Annotated in this window: 19 protein-coding genes and 1 riboswitch; of the genes, 9 read left to right on the top strand and 10 right to left on the bottom strand. The window is 55.4% G+C overall.

Annotation, left to right across the window (positions count from 1 at the left end):
• Positions 1-18 precede the first annotated feature (18 nt).
• Positions 19-1,146: a slipin family protein gene (locus CDA56_RS02890; RefSeq protein ID WP_014227527.1), complete on the top strand. Its 1,128-nt coding sequence runs from the start codon at positions 19-21 to the stop codon at positions 1,144-1,146.
• A 5-nt stretch (positions 1,147-1,151) separates the two neighbouring features.
• Positions 1,152-1,940, top strand: coding sequence for a nucleotidyltransferase domain-containing protein (locus tag CDA56_RS02895; protein ID WP_049083124.1), 789 nt, complete (start codon positions 1,152-1,154; stop codon positions 1,938-1,940).
• Between the two features lie 39 nt (positions 1,941-1,979).
• On the opposite strand, the gene lysC is transcribed toward CDA56_RS02895, so the two are convergent.
• Positions 1,980-3,329, bottom strand: coding sequence for a lysine-sensitive aspartokinase 3 (gene lysC, locus CDA56_RS02900; protein ID WP_004097732.1), 1,350 nt, complete (start codon positions 3,327-3,329; stop codon positions 1,980-1,982).
• 180 nt (positions 3,330-3,509) lie between these two features.
• Positions 3,510-3,743: riboswitch (Lysine riboswitch) on the bottom strand.
• 352 nt (positions 3,744-4,095) lie between these two features.
• Between lysC and pgi the strand changes: the two genes are divergently transcribed.
• Positions 4,096-5,745 (top strand): glucose-6-phosphate isomerase, encoded by a 1,650-nt coding sequence (gene pgi / locus CDA56_RS02910; protein WP_064375616.1) that lies wholly within the window; start codon positions 4,096-4,098, stop codon positions 5,743-5,745.
• A gap of 45 nt (positions 5,746-5,790) precedes the next feature.
• Here pgi and CDA56_RS02915 read toward each other — a convergent pair whose 3' ends face one another.
• The 6 genes from CDA56_RS02915 to CDA56_RS02940 all read right to left on the bottom strand — a co-directional run bounded on the left by CDA56_RS02915 (position 5,791) and on the right by CDA56_RS02940 (position 9,673).
• The gene (locus CDA56_RS02915) at positions 5,791-6,246 is read right to left on the bottom strand and encodes an acyltransferase (RefSeq protein WP_004097740.1); all 456 of its coding nucleotides are present in this window, start codon (positions 6,244-6,246) and stop codon (positions 5,791-5,793) included.
• A gap of 8 nt (positions 6,247-6,254) precedes the next feature.
• Positions 6,255-6,764, bottom strand: coding sequence for a GNAT family N-acetyltransferase (locus tag CDA56_RS02920; protein ID WP_014227531.1), 510 nt, complete (start codon positions 6,762-6,764; stop codon positions 6,255-6,257).
• Between the two features lie 110 nt (positions 6,765-6,874).
• Positions 6,875-7,252 (bottom strand): Rid family detoxifying hydrolase, encoded by a 378-nt coding sequence (locus CDA56_RS02925; RefSeq protein ID WP_064375615.1) that lies wholly within the window; start codon positions 7,250-7,252, stop codon positions 6,875-6,877.
• Positions 7,253-7,277: 25 nt separating this feature from the next.
• Complete coding sequence (locus CDA56_RS02930) at positions 7,278-7,598, bottom strand: AzlD domain-containing protein (protein ID WP_004097748.1); 321 nt, start codon at positions 7,596-7,598, stop codon at positions 7,278-7,280.
• Positions 7,591-8,328 carry an AzlC family ABC transporter permease gene (locus tag CDA56_RS02935; RefSeq protein WP_004097750.1) on the bottom strand — a complete coding sequence of 246 codons (738 nt, stop codon included), beginning with the start codon at positions 8,326-8,328 and terminating at the stop codon, positions 7,591-7,593. Before CDA56_RS02935 ends, CDA56_RS02930 begins: the two co-directional genes overlap by 8 nt.
• A 67-nt stretch (positions 8,329-8,395) precedes the next feature.
• Positions 8,396-9,673 (bottom strand): L-cysteine desulfidase family protein, encoded by a 1,278-nt coding sequence (locus CDA56_RS02940; RefSeq protein WP_025107706.1) that lies wholly within the window; start codon positions 9,671-9,673, stop codon positions 8,396-8,398.
• 377 nt (positions 9,674-10,050) lie between these two features.
• On the opposite strand from CDA56_RS02940, the gene psiE reads away from it, so the two are divergent.
• Positions 10,051-10,461 carry a phosphate-starvation-inducible protein PsiE gene (gene psiE / locus CDA56_RS02945; RefSeq protein WP_004097754.1) on the top strand — a complete coding sequence of 137 codons (411 nt, stop codon included), beginning with the start codon at positions 10,051-10,053 and terminating at the stop codon, positions 10,459-10,461.
• A 190-nt stretch (positions 10,462-10,651) separates the two neighbouring features.
• On the opposite strand, the gene malG is transcribed toward psiE, so the two are convergent.
• The 3 genes from malG to malE all read right to left on the bottom strand — a co-directional run bounded on the left by malG (position 10,652) and on the right by malE (position 14,478).
• Positions 10,652-11,542 carry a maltose ABC transporter permease MalG gene (gene malG, locus CDA56_RS02950; protein ID WP_103815289.1) on the bottom strand — a complete coding sequence of 297 codons (891 nt, stop codon included), beginning with the start codon at positions 11,540-11,542 and terminating at the stop codon, positions 10,652-10,654.
• A gap of 14 nt (positions 11,543-11,556) precedes the next feature.
• Positions 11,557-13,101 (bottom strand): maltose ABC transporter permease MalF, encoded by a 1,545-nt coding sequence (malF, locus tag CDA56_RS02955; RefSeq protein WP_014227533.1) that lies wholly within the window; start codon positions 13,099-13,101, stop codon positions 11,557-11,559.
• A 186-nt stretch (positions 13,102-13,287) separates the two neighbouring features.
• Positions 13,288-14,478, bottom strand: a complete 1,191-nt coding sequence (gene malE, locus CDA56_RS02965) for a maltose/maltodextrin ABC transporter substrate-binding protein MalE (RefSeq protein WP_014227534.1) — start codon at positions 14,476-14,478, stop codon at positions 13,288-13,290.
• A gap of 370 nt (positions 14,479-14,848) precedes the next feature.
• Between malE and malK the strand changes: the two genes are divergently transcribed.
• From malK to ubiA, 5 genes are all read left to right on the top strand, one after another.
• Positions 14,849-15,958 (top strand): maltose/maltodextrin ABC transporter ATP-binding protein MalK, encoded by a 1,110-nt coding sequence (gene malK / locus CDA56_RS02975; RefSeq protein ID WP_004097762.1) that lies wholly within the window; start codon positions 14,849-14,851, stop codon positions 15,956-15,958.
• Between the two features lie 171 nt (positions 15,959-16,129).
• A complete protein-coding gene (locus tag CDA56_RS02980; RefSeq protein ID WP_014227535.1) occupies positions 16,130-17,419 on the top strand; it encodes a maltoporin in 1,290 nt (429 codons plus the stop codon).
• A 111-nt stretch (positions 17,420-17,530) separates the two neighbouring features.
• Positions 17,531-18,448: a maltose operon protein MalM gene (malM, locus tag CDA56_RS02985; RefSeq protein ID WP_014837132.1), complete on the top strand. Its 918-nt coding sequence runs from the start codon at positions 17,531-17,533 to the stop codon at positions 18,446-18,448.
• A 188-nt stretch (positions 18,449-18,636) separates the two neighbouring features.
• Positions 18,637-19,134: a chorismate lyase gene (gene ubiC / locus CDA56_RS02990; RefSeq protein ID WP_014227537.1), complete on the top strand. Its 498-nt coding sequence runs from the start codon at positions 18,637-18,639 to the stop codon at positions 19,132-19,134.
• Positions 19,135-19,146: 12 nt separating this feature from the next.
• Entirely contained in the window at positions 19,147-20,016 is an 870-nt protein-coding gene (gene ubiA / locus CDA56_RS02995) for a 4-hydroxybenzoate octaprenyltransferase (protein WP_004097768.1), read from the top strand.
• Positions 20,017-20,052: the final 36 nt, after the last annotated feature.

The following is a 20,052-nucleotide window of genomic DNA, read 5'->3' on the forward strand; positions in this document are numbered from 1 at the left end:
TTTGCTAAGGAACAAAAAATGACGAAGAAAATCACGATACGTAAAGGTCAGCTTGGCCTTTTATCCCGTCAGGGTGACTACTATCAGGTTCTGGAAGCGGGCGAGCATCGCCTGCCGTGGTTCAACGTCCCCGAAGTGCTGATCGTTAACCGGGACGGCAGCGAAGTGCCGGAGGCGCTGGCGGAGTATTTACGACGCTTTCAGCCGGAATGGATTGAACGCTACTGCCTGGCGGCGGATTTGACGGATGTCGAGGCCGGGGCGCTGTATGCCAACGGTGTGCTGCAGGAAATTTTACCGCCTTCGACGCGCCGACTGTACTGGTCCGCCGGTGATGAAATTCAGCTGCTACGTATCGATACCCGGCAGGTTGCGGTTCCGGCTGACATTATGAATGCGGTGCTGCAGCCGCGACGTCACGGGGCGGTAAAAGGTCGCGAAGCGATCCTCACCGTATCGGTGCCGGCGTGGCACGTCGGGGTGCTGAAAATCGACGGCGAGACACAATCGCTGCTGCAGCCTGGCCTGAGCGCGTACTGGAAGGTCAATCATCTGGTGGAAGCGGAAGTGGTCGATACCCGCCTGCAGGTGCTGGAGGTTGGCGGCCAGGAGATTCTGACCAAAGATAAAGTGAACCTGCGTTTAAATCTGGCGGCGAACTGGCGCTACAGCGATGTACTGCAGGCGTTTGGACAGCTGACGAAGCCGCTGGACCATCTGTATCGCGAGCTGCAGTTTGCGCTGCGTGAAGCCGTCGGAACGCGAACGCTGGATGAGCTGCTGGAAGATAAGAAAATCATTGATGAGGTCGTGAGCGCGCAGGTCACCGAGCGCATGGCGGCATTTGGTATCGACGTCGCGTCGCTGGGCGTGAAGGATATTGTGCTGCCCGGCGACATGAAAGCCATTTTGTCGCAGCTGGTGGAGGCGGAGAAATCGGCGCAGGCGAACGTGATCCGCCGGCGTGAAGAGACCGCGGCGACGCGCTCGCTGCTCAACACCGCGAAGGTGATGGAGAATAACCCGGTCGCGCTGCGCTTAAAAGAGCTGGAAACGCTGGAAAGAGTGGCGGAGCGCATCGATAAAATCTCGGTCTTTGGCGGCCTGGACCAGGTGCTGCATGGCCTGGTGAATCTAAAAGGATAATGAAAATGACGTATCACGCTGTAAGCGCCGCCATGCGCCATAAGGTGCGGCGGCAGTTAAAAGACGTGGAGCAGCGCTACGGCGTCAGAGTGCTCTACGCCTGCGAATCCGGCAGCCGGGGCTGGGGCTTTGCCTCGCCGGACAGCGATTATGATGTGCGGTTTCTCTACGTTCACCCGCTGGAGTGGTACCTGCGGGTGGATCCCCCGCGCGATGTTATTGAGCTGCCCATCGACGATGAGCTGGACGTCTGCGGCTGGGAGTGGCGCAAGGCGCTGGGTCTGCTGAAAGGGGCGAACCCGACGCTGATCGAATGGCTGGATTCACCGGTGGTGTATCAGCAGGATGACGCGACGGTTCAGGCGCTGAAGAAAGTGATACCGCATTGGTTTTCTCCGGTTCGCGCCCGCTGGCATTACTATTCGATGGCCCGTAAAAATTTTCGCGGCTATCTGCAAGGCGAACGGGTGCGGCTGAAAAAGTACTTTTACGTACTGCGCCCGCTGCTGGCCGTCCGCTGGGTTGAAGCGGGAAAAGGCGTGCCGCCGATGCGCTTTAATGAACTGCTGGCAGGAAGCGAGCTGGAAGCGGGTCTACGTGCGGAAATAGACGAGCTGCTGGAACGTAAACAGCGCGCAGGAGAGGCGGAAAACGGCCCGCGTCGACCGCTGCTGCATGCGTTTATTCAGTCCGAGCTGCTCAGAGGCGCAATCCCGCCAGCGCTGCCTGAGAGCCGGAGCGGTGATGTCAGGGAGTTGGACAGATTGCTGATGACCACGGTGATGGGAAACTAAAAATGGCCCGGCAGAAATGGCGGGCCATTTTATTCGCTATTACTCGAACAGATTATGATGCAGCTTCTGCACCACTTTTTCGGCATCCGCACCCGGGACCAGGAAGCACAGGTTATGGCTGGATGCGCCGTAGCAAATCATACGAATATTAAACGGGTCCAGTACGCCAAACACCTCTTTACCGACGCCGCACGCCTTCGACAGTTCATTACCAATGATGGCGACCAGCGCCAGATCCTGCTCGACCTCAACGCGGCACAGAGAGGAAAGTTCGGTCAACAGTCCCTGGGTGAGCAGGGTATCGCCAGCCGACGTCGAACCGGTGGTATCCATGGTCAGCGCCACGCTCACTTCCGACGTGGTGATCAGATCGACGGAGATACTGTGGCGGGCCAGAATACTGAATACCTCGGCCAGAAAACCGCGTGAGTGCAGCATATTCAGGCTGTGCAGGGTTAGCAGCGTCTGCTTGCGGCGCAGCGCCAGCGCGCGGAACAGCGGCGGGTTTTCGGTGTTTTTGCACACCAGCGTGCCGCCGGCTTTCGGCTCTTTGCTGGAGCCGACGAATACCGGAATATCGCTGCGCACGGCGGGGAGCAGGGTAGCCGGATGCAGGACCTTCGCGCCAAAGGTCGCCATTTCCGCCGCTTCTTCAAAAGCGATAACGTCAATGCGTTTGGCCGCCGGGGCGACGCGCGGGTCGGTGGTATAGATACCCGGAACATCGGTCCAGATGTCGACGCGGGTGGCGTTTAGCGCTTCGCCGAGTAGCGCGGCGGTATAGTCGCTGCCGCCGCGGCCAAGCGTGGTGGTGCGGCCTTTGGCTTCGCTGCCAATAAAGCCCTGGGTGATCACCACGCCTTCCGCAAGACGCGGGGCCAGCAGCTGCTGGGTTAATTCGGATAAGGCGGCAATATCCGGTTCCGCGCGGCCAAAGCGGTCGTTGGTGCGCATAATTTTGCGCACGTCGAACCACTGGGCGGCGATGCCGCGCTCGCGCAGGATCTCGACAAACAGCAGAGTAGACATCAGTTCGCCGTGGCTGACCAGTTCGTCGGTTAACGCGGTTGAGCTGGCCAGGGAGGCGGCTTCCGCCAGGGTGGTGATGTTTTCCAGCAGGCGCTCAATTTCATCGCGAATAACGTTGGGATAGCGCAGACGCTCCAGAATATTGAACTGGATTTGACGCATGGCATCGAGCTTCGCGAAACGTTCGCCGGGTTCCAGCCCTTCCGCTAAGGCGACCAGCAGGTTGGTCACCCCCGCTGAGGCGGAAAGCACCACCACGCGGGTATTGGCGTCCAGCAGCGCGACGTCCACGCTGCGGTTCATGGCATCAAAATCGGCAACGCTGGTGCCGCCGAACTTGGCTACAACTAAGTCTGTCATAACAACCTCGTGTCAGGGGGCCTGACTTATTAAAACGATTCCAGAAAACCAATCCTGGCGGGGCTGGACGCAACCGGATTGCAATAAAATGTCTTAATAAGCCAGGCCAAATTATTCAGCCATGGCACAAGGGAAGAGCGAAAAACAGGGTGGGCGCAGAGCGATAAACAAACTACGATGTCACCCAGAAGTGCTCCACCTTGTAGACCCGCTTGCCGATGCTGTGCATCAGACGGCGAGTATGAAACGCCCGACTGCGAACGTTTCTGGTGACAACCCAGGGGATTCAGCCCCTGTGGCCGGTGATGAGCGTAACCAGACGCTTATTCACCTCGGCGTTGCTCCCCCTCACGTATTTTCCCCGGACTGGCTCCTCCAATACGGTTACCTGGGCAACGCACCTCTTCTGGCAATTACCGACGTCTTTCACTTTGCCAGGGGGACGCGGGACATTATACCCCCCTGCAATACCCTTTCGCTGTAGCGTGAAATGCGCGATCCATACCTACCTACGTATATGTAGGTACTGCCGTTATATAAAGGCTTCAGGCGAAGTATGTCAACGTCAGGGTTATGCGGATTTTTCATGCGCGAGTCGCTGACAGAAAAAAGCCTTATGATGTCTATACTATGAGGGGCGATTTGCGCCAAATTGGCTCTAATCCTGACGCGTATCATCGGCATAACACAAAAATCATCACAATTTTTCGTCACCGGCGCTACAATCGACCGCAGTCACAATTCTCAAATCAGAAGAGTATTGCTAATGAAAAACATCAACCCAACGCAGACCTCTGCCTGGCAGGCATTACAGAAACACTTTGATGAAATGAAAGACGTTACCATCGCGGATCTGTTCGCGAAGGATAGCGATCGTTTCTCTAAATTCTCCGCCACGTTCGACGATCTGATGCTGGTGGATTTTTCCAAAAACCGCATCACCGAAGAGACGCTGGCAAAACTGCAGAACCTGGCCAAAGAGACCTTCCTGGCAGACGCCATTAAATCCATGTTCTCCGGCGAGAAGATTAACCGCACGGAAGACCGCGCGGTGCTGCACGTTGCGCTGCGTAACCGCAGCAATACTCCGATTCTGGTTGATGGCAAAGACGTGATGCCGGAAGTGAACGCCGTGCTTGAGAAGATGAAAACCTTCTCCGAAGCCATTATCTCCGGCAGCTGGAAAGGCTACACCGGTAAAGCGATTACCGACGTCGTCAACATCGGTATCGGCGGCTCCGACCTCGGCCCGTTCATGGTGACCGAAGCGCTGCGCCCGTACAAAAATCACCTGAATATGCATTTTGTTTCTAACGTCGATGGTACCCACATTGCCGAAGTGCTGAAAACGGTGAACCCGGAAACTACCCTGTTCCTGGTCGCGTCGAAAACCTTTACTACTCAGGAAACCATGACCAACGCTCACAGCGCGCGCGACTGGTTCCTGGCGACCGCTGGCGATGAGAAGCACGTCGCGAAACACTTCGCCGCGCTCTCGACCAACGGTAAAGCGGTTGGCGAGTTCGGTATTGATACCGCCAATATGTTTGAGTTCTGGGACTGGGTTGGCGGCCGTTACTCTCTGTGGTCAGCCATCGGCCTGTCCATCATCCTGTCCGTGGGCTTCGACAACTTTGTTGAGCTGCTCTCCGGCGCGCACGCGATGGACAAACACTTCTCCACCACGCCGGCTGAGAAAAACCTGCCGGTGCTGCTGGCGCTGATCGGTATCTGGTACAACAACTTCTTCGGCGCTGAAACCGAAGCGATTCTGCCGTACGACCAGTATATGCACCGTTTTGCCGCCTACTTCCAGCAGGGCAACATGGAATCCAACGGTAAATACGTTGACCGTAACGGCAACGCCGTGGATTACCAGACTGGCCCAATCATCTGGGGCGAGCCGGGGACCAACGGTCAGCACGCGTTCTACCAGCTGATTCACCAGGGGACCAAAATGGTGCCTTGCGACTTTATCGCGCCGGCGATTACGCATAACCCGCTGTCCGATCACCATCCGAAGCTGCTGTCCAACTTCTTTGCGCAGACCGAAGCGCTGGCGTTTGGTAAATCCCGCGAAGTGGTTGAGCAGGAATATCGCGATCAGGGTAAAGATCCGGCGACCCTGGAACACGTGGTGCCGTTCAAAGTGTTTGAAGGCAACCGCCCCACCAACTCCATCCTGCTGCGTGAAATTACGCCGTTCAGCCTGGGCGCGCTGATTGCCCTGTATGAGCACAAAATCTTCACCCAGGGCGTGATTATGAACATCTTCACCTTCGACCAGTGGGGCGTTGAGCTGGGCAAACAGCTGGCTAACCGCATCCTGCCGGAGCTGAAAGATGGTTCCGAAGTGAGCAGCCACGACAGCTCCACTAACGGTCTGATTAACCGCTATAAATCCTGGCGCGCATAATCGCTAAAACGTTCGCAATGCCGGCCCATGTGGCCGGCATTTTTGTTATAGCCGCCGCAGCAGCTTTGCCGGGTTCCCGGCCCACACGCCTTTCTCCGTAATGGATTTGGTCACCACGCTGCCCGCGCCAATCACGACCCCATCGCAGATGCTGACCGCCAGAATGGTTGCGCCGCTGCCGATAGACACATCGTTGCCAATCACAATTCTTCCCCAGCTCTCGCGGTCGGCGTTGGGTTTTCCCTCGCGGAACATATCGTTGGCGAACATCACGCCGTGGCCGATAAAACAGCGCTCGCCGATGGTCACGTACTCGCAGATAAAGGTGTGGGACTGAATTTTGCTGTCGTTGCCGATACGGGTATGGCCCTGAATCTCTACAAACGGCCCGACGAAGACGTTATCGCCAAGCGTGCAGTCGTAAAGGTTGGCGGGCTGGTAAATCACCACGTTTTCGCCGCTGGCGACGTTGCGAATGGCGGTTTCACGAAGGGTATGCATGCTGCCTCTCAGATTGGTTTAGCCAGAATATGGAGTGTGCTTTCCTGGGTTGCAGAATGAAATGCCACATCCTTCACGTGCTGCATCCCCTGACGTTCATAAAAACGGCGGGCACCGGTATTCGCGGCGAGCACTTCCAGCCATAGCCAGCTTTCACCGGTCTCTTTCGCACGCTTCTCGACGGCGCGAAAAATCTGCTCGCCGTAGCGATGCCCGGTAGCGTCAGGTAATAGATAGAGTTTATGCAATAGCGTACCCGTTGGGCCTTCGGGGTTGATATCCTGGCGGCAGGCATATTTAGCAAAGCCAATTGGCTCCTCTGCCTCAGCAATCAACCAGCAGCACTGCGGATCGGCCAGGCTGTGCGCCAGCGCGGCCATGGAATACTCTTGCTGCAGGTAGTGCTCCATTTCATCGGCGTTGTGCCAGAGGTGGGCAAAGTGGTGGCGATAGCTGGCATTGGCCATCTGGTTGAGTAAAGCCGCATCTTCCGGACGTGCAAGACGAATCTTTAGCATTCTGCGTTCCTCGCAAAGAAGTGGCGATATTTTGCCCGTAAAGTTCGCTGTGGGTAAACCTCAAAAGTGGGGGGATAAGAAGTGGCCGGAGGATGGCCTCCGGCCGGGGATCAGGCGACGGCGATGGCTTCGATCTCAATGCCCGCATCTTTAGGCAGTCTGGCGACTTCGACGCAGGAACGGGCCGGAAAGGCCGCGTTGTGTTCGGTGAAGAACGCTTCATACACCGCGTTGATGGTGGCGAAGTCATTCAGATCCTTGACGAAGACCATCGTCTTAACGATGTTTTTCACCTGCAAACCCGCCGCTTCAACGATAGCCTTAACGTTGTCCAGCGACTGTCGCGTTTGCACTGCGATGTTGTCAGACATGGTGCCGTCCTGCGGATTGACCGGGAGCTGCCCTGAGGTCATCGTCATGGTACCCAGATTTACTCCCTGAACATACGGGCCAATGGCGGCAGGCGCAGCGGCGGTGGTAATTATCATTCTGTTGATTCCTTCTGATAGGTGATTACATGAAATAGTTGAGCAAAACCAGTGAACCGACGCCGCTGACGACGACCCAGACCAGGCCCAGGCGGAAGCTGGCGAGCGTGCAGATAATCGCGGCGATCACCTTCGGGTTTTTCAAATCGAACTCCATGCTGGAGTTCACGCTCAGGATCTGAATCGTGATGATGGCCGGCAGCACGGTCACCGGCACAAAACGCAGCGTTTTGCTGACCCGGCTCGACATCTGAATCTTCCCGGCGAGGCCAATGAACGAGAAGCGAATAAGAAAGGTCACGGCGGCCATGCCAAGCGTCAGGGCGATAAAAAAGCTATTACTCATTTTCCAGCGCTCCTTCGAGAGAGAGTTTGTCAGCGGCCTGCGCCTGTTTACGCTCTTCGGCGAGATCGACGCTCAGGCCCGCCATTACGCCCAGTACGGACGCGACGACGATACCTAACGAGTAGGGCAGTACGACCAAAAGTACCCCGGATACGGCAGCAACAACGGCGGCGACGGTGCAGGCCTGGCTTTTGATTTGTGGGACCACGATGGCGATAAATGCGGCGACCATCGCGAAGTCCAGACCATATTTTTCAATGTGCGGAAAAGAGGCGCCAACCAGAGCGCCAAGGAAATCGGCCAGCACCCAGGCGAACCAAAACGTCAGCATTGCTGAAAAATAGAAAAGATATTTATCTTTTTTATTCTCCTCCATCTCTTTCACCGTCGTGGCGTACACTTCATCGGTCAGGGCATACGCCATAAAGCATTTTTTAAAGAAGGAGGCTTCGCGTACCGTACTGGAAATAGAGGCGCTATAAAGCACATGGCGAAGATTAATAATCAGCGTGGTGAATATAATCACCCCAAGGCTCGCTCCGGTTTTTAGCATATTTAACGCCAGCATTTGTGCCGAACCGGCGATGACAATCGTCGACCATGCCGTACTTTGCCAGATACTCATCCCGGCGCTAACGCTTAGCGCGCCGACAATAAATGAAAACGGAAAGTCGCCGATGCACAGGGGAAGTATGGCGCTCATACCCCGTAGAATCACTTTTTTGTTCATAAACAATACCTGTTGTATTCAGGAGATTAATTATTTGTGTAAGGTACATTAAAACGCTAATTAATGATTACTTTGCTACCATAATGTTGATGATTTCTTTATCGGTATAGGCCATAGGCTTAATTACCAGACGGCAGAGATTATTAATAGTCTGCTCAACGTCAGCACAAACAATGCCGTCATTAGAGCCTGCGCAGCTATTTTGCATCGCCATCAGTACGGCCTTAAAGGCGCTGGAAACCACGGACGATACTTTCATTGCGCAGCTATTAGAGGCGCCATCGCAAATCATGCCGGTAATATCGCTGATCATATTAATAATAGCGGTATTAATTGTTTGCAGGTCACGGGTAAATAACCACGCCATGCCTGCCGCGGCGCCCATCGCTGCCGTGGACGCCGCGCATAGCGCGGACAGACGCGTATAGCGGGAGTGGATCGATATGGCGGTCAGGTGGGAGAGCGCCAGCGCCCGCGCGAGGGTCTCTTCATCAGCGTTAAGATGCTCCGCGACCGTCACTACCGGCATGGTGGCGGCGATACCCTGGTTACCGGAACCAAAGTTAGACATCGCGACGACGGGGGCTCCGCCCATTCGCGCGTCGGATGCGGCGACGGTATTGATGATGACTTTACTCAGCAGGTCGTTGCTGAGCAGGCCATTTTTTACCGCATCAGAGAAGGTGCCGTTGATGTTCAAGCCGTATTTTTTGCTTTTACCTTCCTCCGCCAGCGCCGAATTGAGCCGGGCGGCTTCGAGAATAAATGCGATGTCGGCGAATTCGACCTCGTTAATAAAATTAAAGGCTTCCGCAAGCGAGAAGGTTGCTAATGTTTCCTGCTGCGTTACCGTACTCTGTTTGTCCGCCAGCACCTGCGCTTCGCCATTAATATACAGCTCAACGATATTGGTATGCGTGCCCTTGACCACCACGCGGCAGCTCTTTTCGCCACCCGTTAGCGTCAGATCCAGATGAATAAAGTCAGGAGTATCTTTCACGCTAATATTGACCTGGCCATCGGCAATTAACATCTGGGCTAATTCAACATGCCGTTCGGTAATTCCCTCCAGCGTTTTTAAACCTTTATCCGCATCGCCACCAAATGCGCCAATTGCGGCTGCGAGCGCCACCCCGCTGACGGAAGTGCCCGGAATAGTTACGCCCATCGCATTTTTGTACAGGTTCGCAGAAATAAAACCGCTAATGTTTTGACAAGCCGTATCTAAATGTTTCGCAGCGTAAGCGGCGGTAAAAGAAATAGCAACGGGTTCCGTACAGCCTAATGCCGGAGCCACTTCTTTTTTTAGCCAGTTTATAAACAGGGATGAGTGTTCAGTAGTCATGTTTTATATCGTTCCGCTAACGAGGGTTTATTAATCTGCGAGTATGCTAAGTCAATTTCTAAGGAAAAACTTACTCTAATGCGGGCGTAATTTATGCCTGAAAGAGAAAAATATTCGCTTATTACAATATTGTAAAATTGTGATCTTATTATGGTTAATTAACTGATTTGACGGGTATTTATATTCTGTTTTTTGAACATAAAAAGGGATTTAGTTAACTACCTCACAGCGTTGCCGAAAGTAAAAATTTCTCTTTTTACGTATTTCATCGGAGATGAGAAAGGCAAGCAGTGGAAAGAAGGGACTCACAAATGTAGATCTGGATCACATTTTTGCGTTATACAGGTCACAGGAAATCATGATGATGAGGTGTACCTATGCCGCCGGTTTATCGTCCGTTGGTGAGTTTTATTGCAACCGCAATGCAAACCGTTTTGAATCTTGGCCTGCTGTGCCTGGGGGTCATTCTGATCGTATTTCTGGGAAAGGAGACGCTGCATCTGGCGCACGTCCTGTTCACCCCGGAGCCTGTCAGCAAGTACAAGCTGGTGGAAGGGCTGGTGGTCTACTTCCTCTATTTCGAGTTTATCGCGCTGATAGTGAAGTACTTTGAGTCGGGATTTCACTTCCCGCTGCGCTACTTTGTCTATATCGGCATCACCGCAATCGTCCGCCTGATCATTATCGATCATGAGTCGCCTATGGCGGTGCTGATTTACTCCGCGGCGATCCTGATTCTGGTGATAACGCTCTGGCTGTGTAACTCCAACCGTCTGAAGCGCGAATAAAAAAAGCGGCCTCCAGGGCCGCTGACCAACAGTCACAAATAGAATTTATGTAGGGTCCAGTTGAGGATAGCAGTGGCATTTGCCTTACTTTTTCAGCTGAGGGCGACGGCGGTAATACCCGGTTGGGGTCGCGCATTACCGCTAAACCGTCGGCCCTCATCTGAAATTTGGGGCGGGTGTTACAAAAAAATTAACCTTTCACTCCGCCAGCCGTCAGGCCGTTAACCAACCAGCGCTGGGCCAGCAGGAACACCACGGTAATCGGAATGGCGGAAAGCACCGCCGCGGCGGCAAAGTCGCCCCACAGATAGTTCTGCGGGTTGAGATACTGTTGCATTCCGACCGCAAGGGTATAGCTGTTCACATCGCGCAGCAGCAGGGAGGCCACCGGCACTTCGGTAATCGCCGCGATGAACGACAGAATAAACACCACCGCCAGAATCGGTACCGACAGCGGGAGCAGCACCAGGCGGAAAGCCTGCCATGGGGTCGCACCGTCCAGCGCCGCCGCTTCTTCCAGCGAGCCGTCGATGGTTTCGAAGTAACCTTTGATCGTCCAGACGTGCAGCGCGATACCGCCCATGTAGGCGAAGATGACGCCGCCGTGGGTATTCAGGCCGACGAACGGCACGTACTGGCCGAGACGGTCAAACAGGGCGTACAGCGCGACCAGCGACAGCACCGCGGGGAACATCTGGAAAATCAGCATCCCTTTCAGCAGCGTTGCTTTACCCGGGAAGCGCATGCGGGCAAAAGCGTAAGCGCAGGTGGTAGAAAGCGCGACGATGCCAATGGCGGTAATGCCTGCCACCTTGATGGAGTTCCACAGCCACAGCAGCACCGGGAAGGGGGGCGGCGTGACGCGACCATCAGCGTGTTCGACGCGGAAGCCGAGCGCCAGCCGCCAGTGCTCCCAGGAGATACTTTCGGGGATCAGGCTACCGGTGGCGAAGTTCCCTTCGCGCAGAGAGATAGCGATGACCATCAGCAGCGGGAACATAATCGCCGCGATAAAAATCAGCAGCAGGAGGTGCGTCGTGAACAGGCGCAGCTTCTGAGATTTGGGTTGAACCATAGCCATAATCGTTATCTCCCTTAATCAAACTTCATACGTGTGGCTTTCAGGTTAACAATCGCCAGGGCGCCTACCAGCAGGAAGATCAGCGTGGCGATAGCCGCCGCAAGGCCGAAGTCCTGACCGCCGCCGCCTTCAAAGGCGATACGGTAGGTATAGCTCACCAGCAGGTCGGTGTAGCCCGCCGGCGTGGTGGTGCCGAGCCGGTCCGGCCCGCCGTTGGTCAACAGCTGAATCAGCACGAAGTTGTTAAAGTTAAAGGCGAAGCTGGCGATCATCAGCGGCGTCAGCGGCTTGATCAGCAGCGGCAGCGTAATTTTGAAGAAGTTCTGGAACGGCGTAGCGCCATCCATTGCCGAGGCTTCATATAAATCGTCAGGAATCGCTTTCAGCAGGCCCATGCACAGGATCATCATGTACGGATAGCCCAGCCAGGTGTTGACGATGATAATCATGGTACGCGCGGTGGTCGGGTCGCTAAACCAGGCCGGCTTGATGCCGAACAGCGCGCTGAGCATCATGTTGATCTCACCAAAGCTCTGGTTGAACAACCCTTTGAAAATCAGAATCGAGATAAACGACGGTACGGCGTAAGGCAGAATCAGCAGTACGCGGTAAATCGCTTTACCTTTCAGGGCTTCCCACTGGACGAGACAGGCGAGCACCATGCCGACCGCAACGGTGAGAATCACGGTCAGAACGGAGAACACCACCGTCCAGACGAAAATCGCGAAGAACGGTTTCTGGATGCCTTCATCCTGGAACACGCGAGTGAAGTTATCCCAGCCGATGGTCACGGTGTAGCCCGGGCTGAGCTTTTCGCTGCCCCAGCTACCGTCGGCGTTGATCGCCTGATAGAAACCGACCTCGGCGTTCGGACGGTATTTCACGCCGCTCTGGTTGTTGGTCAGCGTGCCGTCACTGGCCAGCGCGTACAGCGGCTGGGTACCGGAGAACTGACGCAGGGAGCTCATAATGACTTTGCTTTCATCCGGCAACACGGCGGTCAGCTGGTTCAGGGCGGTACGGTTTTGCGTAATCACGCGCAGCGTGGCGCGCTCGCCTTCCGGCAGGGCGTCTGCCTCTTTTAAGGCCAGCTTCTGTTCGCCGCCGAATTTAAAGGCGTCGGAAAGATAGTTTTTGCCGCTTTCGCCGTCGGTCAGCGCCAGCTTCCACTCATCTCCCGCCGGATAAAGCGCGAAGTTGTAGGATTTGCCCGCCTGGAAGGAGCGGTCCATCAGCACCTGTTGGGCGCGTTCGAAGGTCAGCTGGTTAGTGCTGCTGTAGTTGGTGAAAGCGATAGCGATAGTGCAGATCAGCGGGAACAGGACGAACAGCCCCATCCCGGCGAGACCCGGATAGACATAGCGCCAGGCGTAGGCCTTGCGATTGGAAAAAATATACAGGCCAACCGAGCTCAAAATCAGCGTCATGATGGCAAACAGGTACTCCCCCTGGGCGTACATCAAAACAACAAGGTAACCCACCAGCAGGCACAGCAAGCCGATCACAGACCATGTGAGCTGCGGGCTTTGCCACCAGTGCTTCTTTTTCACGACATCCATGGGGATCATCCTCTTTACACTTTATCCTTCGCGCTACCTCTTTGTTGGCTGCGGATGCGCACCCCAGTCACTTACTGATGTAAGCGCCTGGGGATTTGCATCCTTGCCGCCTCGATGTAGCGCGAATGATTTCGCGTAACAACGTATTCAACAAACCTTATTCCCTAAGAAATAAGGGAAACCGTATTACTTGGTGATACGAGCCTGTGCGTCTTTCAGCGCCGCATCGACGGTCTGGCGACCGCTAGCTGCGTTGATCACTGCGGTACGAACGGCATACCAGAAGGCGGACATCTGCGGAATATTCGGCATGATTTCACCTTTCTGGGCGTTAGCCATGGTGGCGGCGATACGCGGATCTTTTTCCAGTTTTTCCTGGAAGGATTTCAGCGCGACCGCGCCCAGCGGTTTGTCCTTGTTCACTTCATCCAGACCCTGATCGGTCATCAGGTAGTTTTCGAGGAACTCTTTCGCCAGTTCTTTGTTCGGGCTGGCGGCGTTAATACCGGCGCTCAGTACGCCAACGAACGGTTTAGACGGGTTGCCTTTGAAGGTCGGCAGCAGGGTAACGCCGTAGTTAACCTTGCTCTTATCGATGTTAGACCACGCCCACGGACCGTTGATGGTCATCGCGGTTTCGCCTTTGTTGAATGCCGCTTCCGCGATGGAGTAGTCGGTGTCGGCGTTCATATGTTTGTTCTTGATAAGGTCGACCAGGAAGGTCAGGCCCGCTTTCGCGCCAGCGCTATCCACGCCTACGTCTTTCACGTCGTACTTGCCGTTTTCAAACTTGAATGCATAACCGCCGTCGGCGGCGATCAGCGGCCAGGTGAAGTACGGTTCTTGCAGGTTGAACATCAGCGCGCTCTTACCTTTCGCTTTCAGTTCTTTATCCAGCGCCGGGATCTCTTCCCAGGTTTTCGGCGGGTTTGGCACCAGGTCTTTGTTATAGATCAGCGACAGCGCTTCAACGGCAACCGGGTAGGCAATCAGCTTGCCGTTATAGCGAACCGCATCCCAGGTGAACGGATAGAGTTTGTCCTGGAACGCTTTATCCGGGGTGATTTCCGCCAGCAGGCCGGACTGCGCGTAGCCGCCAAAACGGTCGTGAGCCCAGAAGATGATGTCAGGGCCGTCGCCGGTCGCGGCAACCTGCGGGAATTTCTCTTCCAGCTTATCCGGATGCTCTACGGAGACTTTAATGCCGGTGTCTTTTTCAAACTTTTTACCCACTTCAGCGAGGCCGTTGTAGCCTTTGTCGCCGTTAATCCAGATAACCAGCTTACCTTCTTCGATTTTTGCGAGGGCAGAGGCGGAAAACATCATCGTGGTCAATGCAGACAGCGCGAGGATGCGAGCGCCAGTTTTGATTTTCATATACCCGTCCTATTTGGTGATGTGCTCGTGGATACACTTGAGTGGCTTAACGGTGATGAGTTTCCTTTTTTAACAACCTCTTTCCATCCTCCCCATGTCTACGCCCCATCCCCCGATAGTGTGATCTCCATTGCAGAAATGCCGGTTATGAGTCCTGGAGCACATAAAAAGGCGGCCAATTTTGCAGGCTACATCACGAAATCGACGTCCGTCCGTCCCCCCCGGCGGCGAGAAGCAATCTCTCATCCTCCCGCCTCCTCCCCCATAAAAAAGCCGGGGGGTGGAGGATTTACCCTATTTATGAATGCCGCATAGTCAGCCCATCTTGAATGTGTCGTTAAGTGACAGGTTGTAACGAAGGGAGAAGGGCATGGCGAGCGTACAGCTGCGAAATGTAACGAAAGCCTGGGGTGACGTAGTGGTATCGAAAGATATCAATCTCGAGATCCAGGATGGGGAGTTCGTCGTGTTTGTTGGGCCATCAGGCTGCGGCAAATCCACCCTGCTGCGTATGATTGCCGGGCTGGAAACGGTGACCAGCGGCGATCTGCTGATTGGCGATACCCGAATGAATGATGTCCCGCCCGCCGAGCGCGGTATCGGGATGGTGTTTCAGTCTTATGCGCTTTACCCCCACCTTTCCGTTGCGGAAAACATGTCTTTTGGCCTGAAGCTGGCCGGCGCCAAAAAAGAGCTGATTAACCAGCGCGTGACTCAGGTGGCGGAAGTTCTTCAGCTGGCCCATCTGCTGGAGCGTAAACCGAAAGCGCTTTCCGGCGGTCAGCGTCAGCGCGTGGCGATTGGCCGTACTCTGGTGGCTGAACCGCGCGTGTTCCTGCTGGATGAACCGCTCTCTAACCTCGATGCCGCGCTGCGCGTGCAGATGCGCATTGAGATTTCCCGTCTGCATAAGCGTCTTGGCCGCACGATGATTTACGTGACCCACGACCAGGTCGAAGCGATGACCCTGGCCGACAAGATTGTGGTGCTGGACGCCGGTCGCGTCGCGCAGGTCGGGAAGCCTCTCGAACTCTATCACTACCCGGCGGATCGTTTCGTCGCGGGCTTTATTGGCTCGCCGAAGATGAATTTCCTGCCGGTGAAAGTCACCGCTACCGCCATTGAGCAGGTGCAGGTGGAGCTGCCAAACCGTCAGCAGGTCTGGCTGCCGGTGGACAGCGCCCGCGTTCAGGTCGGCGCCAACATGTCCTTAGGGATTCGCCCGGAACATCTGCTGCCCAGCGATATCGCCGACGTCACCCTTGAAGGTGAAGTTCAGGTGGTCGAACAGCTCGGCCACGAAACGCAAATTCATATCCAGATCCCATCCATCCGTCAAAACCTGGTTTACCGCCAGAACGACGTGGTGCTGGTAGAAGAGGGAGCCACATTCGCCATCGGTTTGCCGCCGGAGCGCTGCCATTTATTCCGTGAGGATGGCACCGCTTGTCGTCGGCTGCATAAAGAGCCGGGCGTGTAAGGCTTCTAACTAAAAAAAAACACAAAACCATTCGCGCTGCATCGAGGCGGCAAGGGAATGAATCCCTGGGAGCGTACAAAAGTACGTGACCAGGGTGAGTGAGCGCAGCCAACAAAGAGGCAGCCCGAAGGGTGAAGTGTTCAAAGAAAAGCAATGATCTCAGGAGATAGAATGATGATTACTCTGCGCAAACTTCCACTGGCGGTCGCCGTTGCGGCAGGCGTTATGTCTGCTCAGGCGCTGGCCGTTGATTTCCACGGCTACGCTCGTTCTGGTATCGGCTGGACCGGCAGCGGCGGTGAGCAACAGTGCTTTAAAGCCACGGGTGCTCAAAGCAAATACCGTCTTGGCAACGAATGTGAAACCTATGCGGAACTGAAGCTGGGCCAGGAGTTGTGGAAAGAAGGTGATAAGAGTTTTTATTTCGATACTAACGTCGCTTATTCCGTAAATCAGGAAGATGACTGGGAAAGTACCTCTCCGGCGTTTCGTGAAGCTAACATCCAGGGTAAAAACCTGATTGACTGGTTGCCGGGTTCTACCCTGTGGGCCGGTAAGCGCTTCTACCAGCGTCATGACGTTCACATGATCGACTTCTACTACTGGGATATCTCCGGCCCGGGTGCGGGTCTGGAAAACGTTGACCTCGGCTTCGGTAAACTCTCTCTGGCGGCCACGCGTAACTCAGAAAGCGGCGGTTCTTACACTTTCTCCAGCGATGACACCAAGAAATTTGCTGCTAAAACCGCAAACGACGTCTTTGACGTGCGTCTGGCCGGTATGGAAATCAACCCGGGCGGCGTACTGGAGTTAGGCGTGGATTATGGCCGCGCTAACCCGCAGGACGATTACCGTCTGGTTGATGGCGCATCAAAAGACGGCTGGATGTTCACCGGTGAACATACTCAGTCTATCTGGGGCGGCTTCAACAAGTTTGTTGTTCAGTATGCGACCGACTCGATGACCTCCTGGAACAGCGGTCACTCCCAGGGAACCAGCATCGATAACAACGGCAGCATGATCCGCGTTCTGGATCACGGCGCGATGGACTTCAACGATGACTGGGGCCTGATGTACGTTGCGATGTACCAGGACGTGGACCTGGACAGCAACAACGGTTCTACCTGGTACACCGTCGGTGTTCGTCCGATGTACAAATGGACGCCGATCATGAGCACCCAGCTGGAAGTCGGTTACGACAACGTGAAATCTCAGCGCACCAGCGAAAACAACAACCAGTACAAAATTACCCTGGCCCAGCAATGGCAGGCGGGTAACAGCGTCTGGTCTCGCCCGGCAATCCGTATTTTCGCGACCTACGCAAAATGGGATGAGAACTGGGGCTACAGCAACACCTCCGGTCTGCAGACTAAAGACGGCAGCGGTAACGGGGTTTACACCTCCAGCCGCGGTAACGATAGCGAAGTGACCTTCGGTGCGCAGATGGAAGTTTGGTGGTAACACCGCCGTAATCATGTAGTGACACGGAGGGGCTCTGCCCCTCCTGATTCTTCAGGATTAGCGCGCTATTGCCTGGCCACCGCTAAACCTACGCTATCCGAGGTGAGAACAATGAAAATGAAGAAAACTCTCGTCGCCCTGTGTTTATCCGCAGGAATGTTGGCATGCGCGCCGGGAATGAGCCTTGCCGACGTCAATTTTGTCCCGCAAAACACCAGCGCAGCGCCCGCCATCCCCGGCGCTGCCCTGCAGCAGCTCGTCTGGACGCCAGTCGATCAATCTAAAACGCAGACCGTTGATTTACTCACGGGCGGCCAGCGCCTGGATGTTGCCGGCATCTCCGGCCCGGTTGCGGCCTGGAGCGTTCCGGCGAATATTGGCGAACTGACCCTGACGCTCACGAGCGAAGTGAATAAGCAAAAACAGATTTTTGCGCCGAACGTGCTGATTCTCGATCAGAATATGACGCCATCCGCGTTCTTCCCCAGCAGCTATTTTACCTATCAGCAGCCCGGCGTAATGACCGCGGATCGGCTTGAAGGCGTCATGCGCCTGACCCCGGCGCTGGGGCAGCAGAAGCTTTACGTGCTGGTCTTTACGACGGAAAAAGATTTACAACAAACCACGACTCTGCTTGATCCGGCGAAAGCTTACGCTAAAGGCGCGGGCAATGCCGTGCCGGATATTCCAGACCCGATTGCCCGCCACACCACCGATGGCGTGCTGAAGCTAAAAGTCAAAACCAATAGCGGCTCCAGCGTGCTGGTTGGTCCGCTGTTTGGCTCTTCCGGCAATGGCCCGGTGACCGTCGGCAATACCGCAGCGCCGGTTGTCGCGCCGGCCCCGGCTCCGGCGGCGAAAAGCGAACCGATGCTTGATGACACCGAAACCTATTTCAACAACGGCATTAAGCAGGCGGTTGCGAAAGGCGATATCGATAAGGCCCTGAAATTGATGAACGAAGCTGAACGTCTTGGCTCGAAATCTGCTCGTTCCACCTTTATCAGCAGTGTAAAAGGCAAGGGGTGACCGTCTCCCCGCAATGCTGATGTTTAGGCACAGCCTTTAGGTGCGTCCGTCAGGGCGCACTTTTTTTTAGCGCGCCGCAGCCTCTGTTGCACGGCTGTTGCGCGGATGATCGTATATTGACGTTTGCCCGCCCCCGATGCCCCATTCTGCGATACAATACCTTTACGTTATGTACCGGAGATTCAGGCATGCCACATCCTGCGCTTACGCAACTGCGTGCGCTGCATTATTTTGCCGCTATGCCCCCGCTGGATGCGCATCTGCGCGACTGGCTATTGCTGGAAGACTCAATGACCAAACGCTTTGAGCAGCAGGGGAAGAAAGTCAGCGTCATCATGGTTAACGAAGGTTTTGTTGGACGCGACGCGCTGGCCGGTGAGGCGCCCCTGTTACCGAGCGAACCCCGCTACTGGCTGCGGGAAATCATTCTTTGCGCCAACGGTGAACCCTGGCTGGCCGGGCGCACGATAGTGCCCGAATCAACGCTGAGCGGCCCCGAACTGGCGCTGCAACAGCTGGGGCAAACGCCGTTGGGCCGCTATCTCTTCACGTCATCGACGCTAACCCGTGATTTTATTGAAATTGGTCGTCATGCAGAGCTGTGGGGGCGTCGTTCCCGCCTCCGGTTGAGCGGCAAACCGCTGCTGCTGACGGAACTGTTTTTGCCTGCATCGCCGTTGTATTAAGAGGAAAATGAAATGGAGTGGAGTCTGACGCAGAACAAGCTGCTGGCGTTTCACCGCCTGATGCGTACTGACAAACCGATTGGCGCGCTGCTGCTGCTGTGGCCGACGCTATGGGCGCTGTGGGTGGCGACGCCGGGGATACCGCCGCTATGGATCCTCGCCGTTTTTGTCGCCGGCGTCTGGCTGATGCGCGCCGCAGGCTGCGTGGTCAACGACTATGCCGATCGCAAGTTTGACGGCCACGTCAAACGGACGGCCCGCCGCCCGTTGCCGAGCGGCGACGTTAGCGAAAAGGAGGCGCGGACGCTGTTTGTCGTGCTGGTGCTGCTTTCGTTTCTGCTGGTGTTGACCCTGAACACCATGACCATTCTGCTGTCGGTAGCGGCGCTGGCGCTGGCATGGGTATATCCGTTTATGAAGCGCTATACCCACCTGCCTCAGGTCGTGCTGGGCGCGGCGTTCGGCTGGTCGATCCCGATGGCCTTTTCGGCGGTCAGCGAATCGCTGCCGCTGAGCTGCTGGCTGATGTTCCTCGCCAATATCCTGTGGGCGGTGGCCTACGATACCCAGTATGCGATGGTCGATCGTGATGATGACGTCAAAATCGGTATCAAATCGACGGCGATTCTCTTTGGCGACAACGATCGCTTAATCATCGGTATTTTACAGGTGGCGGTACTGGGTCTGATGGCCGCGGTAGGCTGGCTGAGCGGGCTGGGCTGGGAGTATTACTGGTCGTTGTTTATCGCCGCGGCGCTGTTTGCCTGGCAGCAGAAGCTGATATTTAAACGCGAACGCGATGCCTGCTTTAAGGCGTTTATGAACAATAACTACGTGGGGCTGGTGCTGTTTCTCGGCCTGGCGATGGGATATATGCAGTAGCGCTGTGGGTTTCCCGGCTTGCGGCGTAAACGCCTT

Origin of the sequence: Klebsiella michiganensis, assembly GCF_002925905.1 — a bacterium.
GTDB lineage: Bacteria > Pseudomonadota > Gammaproteobacteria > Enterobacterales > Enterobacteriaceae > Klebsiella > Klebsiella michiganensis.

What these genes read in the sequence shown, in the direction of transcription:
- pgi (WP_064375616.1), top strand. Translation starts at nt 4,096, where the DNA reads ATGAAAAACATCAACCCAACGCAGACCTCTGCCTGGCAGGCATTACAG.
- CDA56_RS02920 (WP_014227531.1), bottom strand. Translation starts at nt 6,764, where the DNA reads ATGCTAAAGATTCGTCTTGCACGTCCGGAAGATGCGGCTTTACTCAAC.
- malE (WP_014227534.1), bottom strand. Translation starts at nt 14,478, where the DNA reads ATGAAAATCAAAACTGGCGCTCGCATCCTCGCGCTGTCTGCATTGACC.
- lysC (WP_004097732.1), bottom strand. Translation starts at nt 3,329, where the DNA reads ATGACAGACTTAGTTGTAGCCAAGTTCGGCGGCACCAGCGTTGCCGAT.
- CDA56_RS02890 (WP_014227527.1), top strand. Translation starts at nt 19, where the DNA reads ATGACGAAGAAAATCACGATACGTAAAGGTCAGCTTGGCCTTTTATCC.
- CDA56_RS02935 (WP_004097750.1), bottom strand. Translation starts at nt 8,328, where the DNA reads ATGAACAAAAAAGTGATTCTACGGGGTATGAGCGCCATACTTCCCCTG.
- CDA56_RS02895 (WP_049083124.1), top strand. Translation starts at nt 1,152, where the DNA reads ATGACGTATCACGCTGTAAGCGCCGCCATGCGCCATAAGGTGCGGCGG.
- malK (WP_004097762.1), top strand. Translation starts at nt 14,849, where the DNA reads ATGGCGAGCGTACAGCTGCGAAATGTAACGAAAGCCTGGGGTGACGTA.
- CDA56_RS02930 (WP_004097748.1), bottom strand. Translation starts at nt 7,598, where the DNA reads ATGAGTAATAGCTTTTTTATCGCCCTGACGCTTGGCATGGCCGCCGTG.
- ubiC (WP_014227537.1), top strand. Translation starts at nt 18,637, where the DNA reads ATGCCACATCCTGCGCTTACGCAACTGCGTGCGCTGCATTATTTTGCC.
- psiE (WP_004097754.1), top strand. Translation starts at nt 10,051, where the DNA reads ATGCCGCCGGTTTATCGTCCGTTGGTGAGTTTTATTGCAACCGCAATG.
- ubiA (WP_004097768.1), top strand. Translation starts at nt 19,147, where the DNA reads ATGGAGTGGAGTCTGACGCAGAACAAGCTGCTGGCGTTTCACCGCCTG.
- malM (WP_014837132.1), top strand. Translation starts at nt 17,531, where the DNA reads ATGAAAATGAAGAAAACTCTCGTCGCCCTGTGTTTATCCGCAGGAATG.
- CDA56_RS02940 (WP_025107706.1), bottom strand. Translation starts at nt 9,673, where the DNA reads ATGACTACTGAACACTCATCCCTGTTTATAAACTGGCTAAAAAAAGAA.
- CDA56_RS02925 (WP_064375615.1), bottom strand. Translation starts at nt 7,252, where the DNA reads ATGATAATTACCACCGCCGCTGCGCCTGCCGCCATTGGCCCGTATGTT.
- malF (WP_014227533.1), bottom strand. Translation starts at nt 13,101, where the DNA reads ATGGATGTCGTGAAAAAGAAGCACTGGTGGCAAAGCCCGCAGCTCACA.
- CDA56_RS02915 (WP_004097740.1), bottom strand. Translation starts at nt 6,246, where the DNA reads ATGCATACCCTTCGTGAAACCGCCATTCGCAACGTCGCCAGCGGCGAA.
- malG (WP_103815289.1), bottom strand. Translation starts at nt 11,542, where the DNA reads ATGGCTATGGTTCAACCCAAATCTCAGAAGCTGCGCCTGTTCACGACG.
- CDA56_RS02980 (WP_014227535.1), top strand. Translation starts at nt 16,130, where the DNA reads ATGATGATTACTCTGCGCAAACTTCCACTGGCGGTCGCCGTTGCGGCA.